Source organism: Scytonema hankhaensis NUACC26 (assembly GCF_045865695.1).
Lineage (GTDB): Bacteria > Cyanobacteriota > Cyanobacteriia > Cyanobacteriales > Nostocaceae > Scytonema.
The window spans coordinates 21,166-32,293 of sequence record NZ_BAACAP010000136.1; the positions used below are offsets into that span (position 1 = coordinate 21,166).

The 11,128-nt window shown below is 41.1% G+C and carries 9 protein-coding genes and 1 pseudogene; 9 read left to right on the forward strand and 1 reads right to left on the reverse strand.

Features of this window, described 5'->3' with window-relative positions; genetic code table 11:
- Window position 1 precedes the first annotated feature (1 nt).
- The 6 genes and pseudogenes from ACKTT2_RS08495 (at window position 2) to ACKTT2_RS08520 (ending at window position 3,187) form a co-directional block, all read left to right on the forward strand.
- Window positions 2-766, forward strand: a complete 765-nt coding sequence (locus ACKTT2_RS08495) for an ABC transporter permease (RefSeq protein WP_407885643.1) — start codon at window positions 2-4, stop codon at window positions 764-766.
- 121 nt (window positions 767-887) lie between these two features.
- Window positions 888-1,091: a hypothetical protein gene (locus tag ACKTT2_RS08500; protein ID WP_407885645.1), complete on the forward strand. Its 204-nt coding sequence runs from the start codon at window positions 888-890 to the stop codon at window positions 1,089-1,091.
- The gene (locus ACKTT2_RS08505; protein ID WP_407885647.1) at window positions 1,067-1,912 is read left to right on the forward strand and encodes a PhnD/SsuA/transferrin family substrate-binding protein; all 846 of its coding nucleotides are present in this window, start codon (window positions 1,067-1,069) and stop codon (window positions 1,910-1,912) included. The genes ACKTT2_RS08500 and ACKTT2_RS08505 overlap by 25 nt, the downstream gene beginning before the upstream one ends.
- Window positions 1,913-2,044: 132 nt before the next feature.
- Window positions 2,045-2,320, forward strand: coding sequence for a hypothetical protein (locus ACKTT2_RS08510; protein WP_407885649.1), 276 nt, complete (start codon window positions 2,045-2,047; stop codon window positions 2,318-2,320).
- Between the two features lie 179 nt (window positions 2,321-2,499).
- Window positions 2,500-2,799 (forward strand): annotated as a pseudogene (locus tag ACKTT2_RS08515) (type II toxin-antitoxin system HigB family toxin).
- Window positions 2,783-3,187 (forward strand): helix-turn-helix domain-containing protein, encoded by a 405-nt coding sequence (locus tag ACKTT2_RS08520; protein WP_407885651.1) that lies wholly within the window; start codon window positions 2,783-2,785, stop codon window positions 3,185-3,187. Before ACKTT2_RS08515 ends, ACKTT2_RS08520 begins: the two are co-directional and overlap by 17 nt.
- Before the next feature lie 338 nt (window positions 3,188-3,525).
- On the opposite strand, the gene ACKTT2_RS08525 is transcribed toward ACKTT2_RS08520, so the two are convergent.
- Complete coding sequence (locus ACKTT2_RS08525) at window positions 3,526-4,815, reverse strand: tetratricopeptide repeat protein (RefSeq protein WP_407885653.1); 1,290 nt, start codon at window positions 4,813-4,815, stop codon at window positions 3,526-3,528.
- A gap of 523 nt (window positions 4,816-5,338) precedes the next feature.
- Between ACKTT2_RS08525 and ACKTT2_RS08530 the strand changes: the two genes are divergently transcribed.
- The 3 genes from ACKTT2_RS08530 (at window position 5,339) to ACKTT2_RS08540 (ending at window position 11,055) form a co-directional block, all read left to right on the forward strand.
- Entirely contained in the window at window positions 5,339-9,829 is a 4,491-nt protein-coding gene (locus tag ACKTT2_RS08530) for a response regulator (RefSeq protein WP_407885655.1), read from the forward strand.
- A 35-nt stretch (window positions 9,830-9,864) separates the two neighbouring features.
- Complete coding sequence (locus ACKTT2_RS08535; RefSeq protein WP_407885657.1) at window positions 9,865-10,245, forward strand: response regulator; 381 nt, start codon at window positions 9,865-9,867, stop codon at window positions 10,243-10,245.
- A 228-nt stretch (window positions 10,246-10,473) separates the two neighbouring features.
- The gene (locus tag ACKTT2_RS08540) at window positions 10,474-11,055 is read left to right on the forward strand and encodes a Uma2 family endonuclease (protein ID WP_407885659.1); all 582 of its coding nucleotides are present in this window, start codon (window positions 10,474-10,476) and stop codon (window positions 11,053-11,055) included.
- Window positions 11,056-11,128: the final 73 nt, after the last annotated feature.

The following is an 11,128-nucleotide window of genomic DNA, read 5'->3' on the forward strand; positions in this document are numbered from 1 at the left end:
TATGAAGTTTAAGAATATTGGTAACAAATTGCTGCCTCTGATTGGTGTTTTGTTGCTGTTTGTGCTGTGGTGGTTAGTGGCTAAGTCGGGATGGATTAATCCGGTTTTGCTACCCACTCCGATTGATACTTTGAGTGAACTATTTAAGGCAACGTTTAGTGGCACTCTGATGCAAGATTTCATCGCTACTGTGATGCGAACCTTCCAAGCATTTCTTATTGCGGCTATCATAGGTGTTCCTTTAGGAGTAGTGTTGGGAAGTTCAGAACATATCTATCGCAGCTTTGAGTTTTTGATTGACTTTTTTCGCTCTACGCCTGCGAGTGCTTTGATTCCGATGTTCATCCTTTTTTTCGGAATTGGTGAATTTAATAAAGTTGCGATCGCAGCGTTTAGTGCTCTACTGATTATCGTGTTCAATAGCGCCTATGGCGTTATCCATGCTACAAAGAATAGGATTTTAGCTGCAAAGGTGATGGGCGCTAATCAATTTAAGATTTTTAAAGATGTCTTGTTTTGGGAAAGTCTGCCTCAGACGTTTATTGGATTACGCACCGGAATCAGTCTCGCCCTCGTAATTGTAATTGTGGCAGAAATGTTTATTGGTACCGAAACGGGACTGGGTAAGCGTATCATTGATGCTCAACAAGTCCTGAATGTCAAGGATATGTATGCTTCTATTTTGATTACTGGCATTCTGGGGTATGCCCTAAACGCACTGTTCTTGCTATTTGAGAAAAGATTTATTCATTGGAGTGGTAGGTAAGAAGTCATTCCATCTTTGCTTTTTTTGATAGACCGTGCAATACTTTGAATAACACTAATTCTATCGTCTAACCGTATTTTAAAAAAGAAGAAACCAGTTTAAGGGTAGAGGAGTCGTAAAAATGACATTAACACGTCTAAGTACAGCGCTGATTATGCGTTTTTGGTGGCATATCAAAGCATACGGGACGGTTTTGATAATTGCCTTGCTTGCCTCGATAAGCATGGTTTTCTTGCAAGTTTATTGGTCTTGTCGCAGCTTGCTGCAATTTGTAGCGCATCAAGAAATTGGAGACAACGAGTGGAAGATTGTCAGTCGCAAGTAGCGGATTTAAAAAAGTTACGGGCTATCTCATATTTAGCTCCTAACTCGTTCGATTTTTATCAAGCAGTTGTGGCTTATGCGGGTCGCATTTTAGGTGTTGCAACTCAGTTGCACCAAGGTGAATGCGATCCTCTACAAGATCCCCTGCTCATTGAAAACCAAGTAGACTTGCTCTTTATCTGTGGATTACCTCTCATTCGGTATTGCCGGCATGTACCCTCGCAGTTGCAGGTGTTGGTTGCTCCTGTTATGAAAGCAACGCGATATCAAAACCAACCAATTTATTTTTCAGATGTTATTGTCAATGCTGCTAGTGGTTTGACGAGGTTTGAAGATTTAGCTTTTAAAAGTTTTTGCTATAACGATTTAGGGTCTAATAGTGGCTATAATTTGTTGTGCGATCGCTTAATTCAAACCGGGCATTCCAAAAACTTTTTCAGTCAAGCAATACAATCTGGTTCTCACCAACGTTCCATTGAATGGGTAGTCAATGGGCGAGTGGATTGTGCGGCTATTGATAGTGTTGTGTTAGAGCGAGAACTTCAGCAATTTCCAGAATTATCCCATCAATTGAGGGTGGTAGAGGTGCTTGGGCCATCTCCCATGCCACCTCTAGTAGTTGCTCAACGTCTTGGTACAGCTTCGATTGAGCAACTTCAATTTGCTTTACTTCAGCCAGATACAGAACTGCAATCTGTTATGGAAGAAGTGGGAGTTCGGCGTTTTACTGTTGTGGAATTGAAGGAATATGAAGGGCTTGCAGAAAGCTTTTCATCTCGTGACAAAGAGTTTCTATCAACCCGTTCAAATAAGACTCTTTGAGCGTGGCTGCCAACTTGTGTATTAAGCATAGATCGATACTAAGAAGAAGTACGATCGCGCTTCTGTTCCCAACTCGATTGCACGCATCTATAATGAGAATATGGAAAATAATAGGTAAAAGCAGGTGTAATTATGCAGGCTATTTTTTGGACTGTAGAGGAAGTTGCCCAAAGAGCCAAACAGTTTTACGAAGATGGGATTCGTCAACAGGTCGAGCATAGCGATAATATTGGCAAGATGATTGTGATTGATGCTGAAACTGGCGAATATGGAATTGATAAAACTGGTGTAGAATCAGCATTAAGTTTAAAGCAGAAGAACCATTACGCCAGATTATTTACTATGCGAATCGGTTATGATGTTGCGTTTAGTTTTGGTAATGCTCCTATGGAGCGTACAGTTGAATGATTTACGGAAGATTGATTGACCAAAACAGCCTTCCCTCAAACGAGCCAAAGCGTGGTTAAGAGCGTGTAAAATATGAGTTAAAAAATAATAGAGCCGGACAATGTAGGAAAATGTAGGTTGGTTACGCTCCGTGTCACCCAACAGAGCATAACTTAACATATAATCTTTAATTAGAGAAGATGCACGTCATCAGTTTTAAAGCCTTAAGAGAGTATGCTGAAATTCATGCAGATAGTCGGGAAGCTCTTATTTACTGGTATAAAGTTGCTAGTAAAGCTAAATAGTCAAACTTAGTTGAAGTACAGGAGATTTTTTATAAAGCTGAAGCAGTTGGTAATTTTACAGTCTTTAATATTAAAGGGAACAAATACCGATTGATTGTCAGTATAGATTATGAAGAGCAATTAATTTACGTTAAATATATCCTCACACACGCAGAATATAATAAGGATTACTGGAAAAATGACTCTCACTTTTAATCAGGAAAAATATAAGGAGTTATTAACAACTTATCTTCCTAAAGTTATTAAAACTGAAACGGAAAATGAACAAGCTTTAGCTGTTGTGGAAAATTTAATGTACCGCGAACGAACTCCTGAAGAAAATGAATTTTATCAATTACTAATTATATTAATTGAAAAATTTGAACAAGAAAATTATCATTTTGATGTAACGCCAAGTAATCCTCAATCTTTATTATCATTCCTTTTTGAACAATCGAACAAAAATAAAGACGATTTGCAGGCATTTTTTGGGTCAGTAACTTCGGTTGATGATATTTTAGAAGGTAGACAAAATATCACTCCAGAACATGCTCAAAAACTTGGTACCTTTTTTCACGTAGAGCCAAGCTTATTCATCGAATAAATTTTATTGGAGTTTCAGGTACGTTGTAGTCTTGAACATGGGTATAGCTTGCGCCGAAGCGATCGATGAGCTGCTGATATGGCTGTTGAGCTCAAGCCGCATAACATCCCTTCTGTCTCAATTTGGCCAGGTATTGTTGCTACTGAGCATATTTCCCATTTGGCGTCTGAAATGGACGAAACAAATGCTATTGACCAAAAAAACTCATTGTTCCGCGAGCGCTATAACTCGGATAAGAAAAATCGATTGACATTGAAACCTTGTAGAGACGCGATTAATCGCGTCTCTACATCCGCAAAATTATTACGAAAAATTTTTAACCGAGTAGTATTGATCTGTTATGGAAGAAGTAGGAGTTCGGCGTTTTGCTGTTGTGGATTGAAGGAATATGAAGTCCTTGTAGAAGGCTTTTCATCTCGGAAAAGAGAATTTCTATAAACTTGTTCAAACAAGACTCGTTGAGCGTGACTACCACCAAGTTTATAGAGTTGTGGTAAAACGGGTTTGAGTTGCGCGATCGCAGTTGACCAATGACCGATAGCATGAGCCACCAAACCTCTAGCAGCCGGAATCGCAATCTCAAACCAGTTTTGACGTAAGTATGGATTGACAGTCATAGCGTGGTTTTCCATACTTTCCAACATTTGGTTTAACCATTCTCTACGCCCTGCTTTTGTCAGTGCGTAGACATAATGCAAGTCTTGAAAGGGTAACGCATGCTCCGAAATACGAGGGTAAAGATAAAGGCTTAACTCTTGCCAACGCTCTCCAACATCGACTCCACGCAACTCCAACCTTAACAGGGTTGCGATCGCTCCTACTTGATCTTTGGGAGAGTTTTTCTGAGCGCGACCCCAAACATGAGTATCGTACAGTGAAAAGACTTTTTCTATGTCGCCTGTTTCAAGGTAGTAAAGCGCTACGTGCCACCAATTGTGGGTGTATAGCATGGAGTTGCAGTTTTCCCAAGTATCTGCATGGCTTTCCATCCAAGCAATCCCCTGGTTCACTCGTCCTTGAGTTTCCATTACATGGGCTATGGCGTGATGCGCCCAAGGATCGTGACGATTGATTGTAATTGCTAGACGACCAAAAGCTTCAGCTTCTGCAAGTCGATGGCATTGTTCTAAACCAAACGCCACCATACCGTACAGATAATGATTGTCTCGATTTGCTGACAAAACTTTTTGAGCAATGTTGAGCAGCCTCTCTTTGTCTCCCAAATAGAAGTAGTGGTACTGTCCCTGCTGAACCGAAAGCAAATCGCAAGGAAACTCTTGGGCAATTTCTTTATGTAATGCGATCGCTCTATCAATTGCTCGCGATGCCCAAGCTGTAATAGCTTGTATATATAACTGTTCTCGCTTTGTCGATTTTGCTACGTGCTGTTGTGCTATCTGTAAGTGAGAGATCGCTTGCTGAGTTGCCGTAGCGTTTTCCTGAGAGAGGTAATGAGCAGCCGCGTATGCATGGATCGTGGCACAAGTGGGATCTGCGGCAATTCCCTCTAAAACACAAGCTTCTGCATCCTTACCATAGCCAAGGGCTTGTTCGATAAAACGGTTAATAGCTGCGATCGTTTCTGGAGAATCTGTTGTAACTTCAAGTTCTCGAGCGTCTTTTGGCATTGTGAATCCTTATCAAGCCTGTCATCTGGATTTCATAACTTTTGATGGCTAAGCTTCCTCAGCTCCCTGACTTCTTTAAGAAGTCGGGGAGCTTGCAGCCTCAGCAGTTATTAAACACTAAATCTATCGTTTTACCGTATTTAAAAAATTATGTCACGAATGCCCCCCAAAAGGCAAGAACAAAAAATCTTTCACTTTGTCTTGTGGGACGGAGAGCAGCGCCGTGCGGGGGTTTCCCCCCAACCCCAGAGGAGACCCCAAAGCCCCCCGTTGAGGCGACTGCGGGGCGAGGACGCCCGTCGAATCTAGAGAACGGGCGAGGACGCCCGTTCCACAATTGAGGGGAGAATTTAGTTCTTGGAAAACCCCAAGAAAAATCTTTAAGCTTTGCGAACACCACAAGCCAACTCATGTGTTATGTTACACTTTATAAATAGCCGTAGATATAATCCCCCGACTCAATTTAAATTGCGGAAATTACCCACTACTGAGCAGATACTATATTCAAGTTTTTTGTTTACCAATGAAAATTTTAGTAGTAGAGGATGACCAGCTTGTTTCCCATGCTCTAGCTGCAGTTATAACGAATCAGAATTATGTGGTTGAGGTTGCTTCTGATGGACAAGTAGCTTGGGATTTGATTGAGACTTTCGATTATGATTTGATAATTTTAGATGTTATTTTACCTAAAATAGATGGTATCAACCTTTGCCGTCAAATACGGTCTAAAGGTTTGCGAATGCCGATTTTATTGTTAACTGGATGCGATAGCAGTCATGAGAAAGCTATTGGGTTAGATGCAGGCGCTGATGATTACCTTGTTAAACCCTTTGATGAAGAAGAATTAGTTGCTAGGATACGGGCGCTTTTGCGTCGAGGGAGTGTAGCATCACAGCCCGTATTAGCAAGCGGTCATTTGCGTCTCGACCCCATAAGCTGTGAAGTTACTTATGGTGAAGAGCAGCTTTCATTAACTCCTAAGGAGTATGGACTCTTAGAGCTTTTCATGCGTAACAACCGCCGCGTATTTAGCTGTGGCATGATTTTGGAACATCTTTGGTCTTATGAAGATACTCCGGGAGAGGAAGCTGTCCGCACTCATATTAAAGGTTTGCGACAGAAACTCAAGAGTGCAGGCGCACCAGGGGATTTGATAGAAACAGTTTATGGTATCGGTTATCGTCTCAAACCACAGGCAGAAGTGAAACAAGGAGAAGATGAGGAGCACGTAAGTAGGGGAGAAGATTTCGTATTACCTTCTTTGTCTAAAGAGCAACCAACTCAAAAGCAAATTTTACAAGGTATTGCTGCTGTTTGGAATAGATTTAAAGGACGGGTTGACGAACAAGTTGCTGTGTTAGAGCACGCTGCAGCTATTTCCCAAAAAACTTTGAATCCAAAACTTCGGAAAGAGGCTCAAAAAGAAGCTCATACACTTGCTGGTTCGTTGGGGACTTTTGGCTTTTCTCTGGGTTCCCAAATCGCCAGAAAAATTGAGCATCTTCTGAAAGCAAATAAAGCATTAACTGTAGCAGAAAAAGCAGAGTTTTCCAGTTTGGTTAGGCAATTGCGTCAGGAAATAGAGCAAAATCCTCATGAAACTTTGACTTCATCATCACAACCGCAAGTAGATGAACATCCTTTGCTGCTTGTCATTGCTAGTAATGCTGACCAACAAAACGTACAACACGGAAAATTAGCCGAACAAATCGAACAAGAAGCTGGTAATTGGGATGTCAGAGTAAAAATTGCTACGAATATAGAAGCAGCAAGAGGTTTGCTTTATCGGGAAGATCCCAACGTCGTGCTGATTGACCTTGATGTTCTTACAGATCGTGAAGATAGCTTTGGTTTATTAGCAGAATTAAGTCAACGCAAACCACCAGTACCAGCTATCGTTTTCACGGAAAAAAGTGATTTTAAAAATCGATTGCAAGTGGCTCGGAGTGGAGGACACTTCTTTTTACAGAAGCCCATGGCGATCGCACAAATTTTAGAAGCAGTCAAACAAGTTTTGCAAGATGCTTCCCGTGTAGAAGCACATATTTTAGCTGTTGATGACGACCCCAAGATAGGAGCAGTGTTACAAAACTTGCTCAACCCTTGGGGAATTAAAGTGACTTATTTGGATGACCCTCAGCGCTTTTGGAAAACTTTAGAAGAGGTCAAACCAGATTTACTCATACTAGATGTAGAAATGCCAGAAATAAATGGTATTGAAATTTGTCAAGTTGTACGCAACGCTCCCCACTGGAGTGAGTTACCAATACTATTTTTAACAGTTCATAATGATGCAAATATTGTTAATCAAGTCTTTTCTGTAGGTGCAGATGATTTTGTTAGCAAGCCGATTGTTGGACCGGAACTCGTGACTCGGATTATTAATCGGTTGGAAAAACGAAAATTGCGGCAAAGGATTGCCGATACCCAAGCTAACAAAGCTACTGTTATTAAGAATGAAATGTTTCAAAAGAGCTTGCAAACTCGCATTCAACAACAAGCAACCGTTGCTCAGTTAGGTCAATCGGCTCTTTCTGGAACAGACCTTTCTATCTTGATGAAAGAAGCAGTGGCTTTAGTTGTGGACAATTTGGAAGTTGAATACTGCAAAATATTAGAACTTATTTTAGAAGAAAATGTAATGGTTTTGCGTGCGGGAGTAGGTTGGAATCAAGAAATTATAAGACAGGAAATTATTACTTTAGAAAATTCTGGTGCTGGTTATACTTTACAGGTTCAACAACCAGTAATTGTTGAAGATTTACGGACAGAAACTCGCTTTAGTGGTTCTTTTTTACTACAAGAGCATGGAATTATTAGTGGTGTGAGCGTGCCAATAACTAAACGCAATGGTTTTTATGGTGTAATAGGGGCATACGCTAGCAAAAAACAAACTTTTACTCAAGATGATATTCATTTTGTACAATCTATAGCTAATGTTTTGTCTGCAGCAATTGAAAGGCAAAATACAGAAGAAGTTTTACGCAAAGCTAGGGATGAATTGGAATTGAGAGTAGCAGAACGCACTGCTGAACTGATGCGAGCCAACGAACAACTTCAGTCAGAACTCAACGAACGTCAACGGACGCAGGAAGAATTGCGAAACTCTCAAACTCGATTTTCAGGGATTGTTTCCATTGCAGATGATGCCATTATTTGTATTGATGGCAATCAACGCATGACTTTATTTAACCAGGGCGCTGAGAAAATTTTTGGTTATTCTGCTGAGGAAGTCTTGGGGCAAACTTTAGATTTACTGTTGCCAACCCGCTATACTCACGTACACTCTCAGTATGTTTCTGATTTTGGCAAGTCGGCGAAAGTGTCTCGCCGAATGGGAGAACGTCGCGAAATTTACGGGCGTCGCAAAGATGGTTCGGAGTTTCCTGCTGAGGCTTCTATCTCTAAGTTAATGCTGAAAGATGAGACAATCTATACGGTTTACTTGCAGGATGTTAGCGATCGCAAGCAAGTAGAAAAGATGAAAGATGAGTTTGTTTCTGTAGTCAGTCACGAACTCCGCACGCCCCTAACTTCCATTCATGGTTCTTTAGGAATGCTAGCAAGCAATTTGATTAAGCCTGACTCAGAACAAGGCAAACGCTTGCTACAAATTGCCGTTGATAGTACCGAACGTTTAGTAAGGTTAATCAATGACGTTCTGGATATTGAGCGCATTGAATCCGGTAAAGTCAAAATGGAAAAACAAACTTGTAACATTGCTGAACTTTTGGAAGAAGCAGTCAATGTTATACAGCCCCTTGCAGACAAAGCTGAAGTGTCGCTGTCAGTTTCTAGTATAGATCTGAATGTATGGGCAGATGTAGATCGAATTGTTCAAACTTTAACTAATTTGCTCAGTAATGCCATTAAATTTTCCACTCCTGGTTCTACAGTTTGGTTGAGTGCGGAAATGGGCAACGAGGATCGGGAAATGGGGAATGGGCATCGGGAATCGAGCAATGGAGAAATTTTATCACCCTCATCTCCCCAAGTTTTATTTACAGTTCGGGATACAGGACGAGGTATTCCATCGGATAAACTTGAAAGTATTTTTGAGCGTTTCCAGCAAGTCGATTCTTCTGATTCCCGCAATCATGAAGGCACTGGTTTGGGTTTGGCAATTTGTCGCAGTATAGTGCAGCAGCATGGCGGGCGTATTTGGGTGGAAAGTACCTTGGGTGAGGGTAGTTATTTCTATTTTACTCTTCCCTTGTCTACAAGTTCTCCTGTGTCCCCATCTCCATCTCCTCATATACCTTTGGTGCTTGTATGCGATGATGAACTAGAAATTCGCAACCAAATCCAGAGTCTTTTGGAAAATGGGCGGTACCGTGTCATTACTGTAGGTTCTGGAGAAGAGGCGATCGCAGTTGCATCTGCAGAACATCCTGATGTTATTTTACTAGATTTACTGATGCCTGGGATGAATGGTTGGGAAACGATCGCAGCCTTAAAGGAAAAACCCGAAACTCAAAACATTCCCATCGTAATTTGCAGTGTTTGTACGCCTACTAAGAAACAGAAACCTAGCACTGATTTTGTTAACTGGGTGAGCAAACCATTGGAGAAAAAATCGCTTTTTGATTCTCTCAAGCAAGCACTGATGAAGACTTCGAGACGAGTGTGCGTTTTACTCGTCGAAGATGATAGCAACTTGGCAGAGGTGCTCATGACTTTGTTGGAGCAGCATAATATTGACACCTTTCTTGCAAAAACTGGGAAAGAGGCAATTCGTCTCAGCCAAGAAATTAATCCTGACTTGTTAGTTCTCGATCTCGTTCTGCCTGAGGGTGACGGGTTTACAGTTGTAGAGTGGTTAAAACAACACAGTCGTCTCTATAAAGTCCCTTTAATGGTATATTCTGCAAAAGAACTTGATGATTCCGAGAAACAACGTCTCAATTTAGGGCATACTGAAATTTTGGAAAAAGGGCAGGTGACAGCATTAGAATTTGAGCAGAGGGTAATGGATTTACTTCAGCGAATGACTTCTGTGAAGTATGAATTATGAATTATGAATTAGATAGTAAATAAAGGGTGAAAACAATGGCAACAAAGCGAATTTTGGTGGTTGATAACGAAGAATATATTCAAGAAGTTACCAAAATTTGTTTGGAAACAGTAGCAGGTTGGGAAGTTGTAACGGCAGGTTCTGGGAAGGAAGGTATTAGCAAAGCTGAGGATTTTCAACCAGATGTTATCTTGCTAGATGTCATGATGCCTGACATGGATGGTCCAACAACTTTTGAAAAGCTACAAGAAAATCCTGCAACAAAAGCCATTCCTGTAATACTGCTAACGGCAAAAATACAGGCATCCGATCGCCGTCGCTATGCTCAAATGGGTATCAAGACCGCGATCGCTAAACCTTTTCATCCTCTAGAATTAGCAGGACAAGTTGCCGAAGCCCTTGGTTGGAGTTTATGAGTACTAATTACAGTTAATTAGTGAGGATCGTCATTAGTCATTGGTAAGTAGGGTGGGCAATGCCCACCAACAACACTTTTGGTGGGCATTGCCCACCCTACGAAATAATAAGCTTTTTAGCTTATGATTTTCGCTTGGGAGCTGATGGTGCAAGATATCAGGTAGCCTTTCCCCGATAAATACCTTGTTAAACTAGAAGCTACTAGTAAATTAATATTCTTAAAAAACATGGCAATTCTTAGTTTACCGCCAACCCTAGAGTTGCAAATTAATTTAACTGACGAGCAGTTTTTTCAACTGTGTCAAAACAATCGAGACTTGCGATTTGAGCGCACTGCTAATGGAGAACTAATTATTATGCCACCAACAGGAGGAGATACAAGCGATCGTAATGCCGATTTAACCTATCAACTTCGAGGTTGGAACCGTCAGAGCGATTTAGGCAAATCTTTTGATTCTTCTGGAGGTTTTAAATTGCCCAACGGTGCGGATCGCTCTCCCGATGCGTCTTGGATTAGGATAGAACGTTGGGAGGCTTTGACTCCAGAGGAAAGGGAAAAGTTTTTGCCTCTGTGTCCCGATTTTGTTGTGGAATTGCGATCTCCAAGCGACTCGTTGGAAAAACTGCAAGCCAAAATGCAAGAATATATTGATAACGGTGCAAGACTGGGTTGGTTAATCGACCCAAAGCGAAAAGTAGTAGAAATTTATCGCCCCAATCAAAAAGTAGAAGTTGTCCAATCGCCGACAACACTATCTGGTGAGGATGTTTTGCCCGGTTTTGTCTTAGATTTATCACCTATTTTGTAGGATTTCTACGTACCCTTCTGTTCCATGCACGCGAATTCGTTGCCCATCTTTTATCAGTATGGTAGCATTATCC

Bases quoted from the DNA above. Each gene is read 5' to 3' on its own strand.
- ACKTT2_RS08495 (WP_407885643.1), top strand. From the start codon at position 2: ATGAAGTTTAAGAATATTGGTAACAAATTGCTGCCTCTGATTGGTGTT.
- ACKTT2_RS08500 (WP_407885645.1), top strand. From the start codon at position 888: ATGACATTAACACGTCTAAGTACAGCGCTGATTATGCGTTTTTGGTGG.
- ACKTT2_RS08510 (WP_407885649.1), top strand. From the start codon at position 2,045: ATGCAGGCTATTTTTTGGACTGTAGAGGAAGTTGCCCAAAGAGCCAAA.
- ACKTT2_RS08520 (WP_407885651.1), top strand. From the start codon at position 2,783: ATGACTCTCACTTTTAATCAGGAAAAATATAAGGAGTTATTAACAACT.
- ACKTT2_RS08525 (WP_407885653.1), bottom strand. From the start codon at position 4,815: ATGCCAAAAGACGCTCGAGAACTTGAAGTTACAACAGATTCTCCAGAA.
- ACKTT2_RS08530 (WP_407885655.1), top strand. From the start codon at position 5,339: ATGAAAATTTTAGTAGTAGAGGATGACCAGCTTGTTTCCCATGCTCTA.
- ACKTT2_RS08535 (WP_407885657.1), top strand. From the start codon at position 9,865: ATGGCAACAAAGCGAATTTTGGTGGTTGATAACGAAGAATATATTCAA.
- ACKTT2_RS08540 (WP_407885659.1), top strand. From the start codon at position 10,474: ATGGCAATTCTTAGTTTACCGCCAACCCTAGAGTTGCAAATTAATTTA.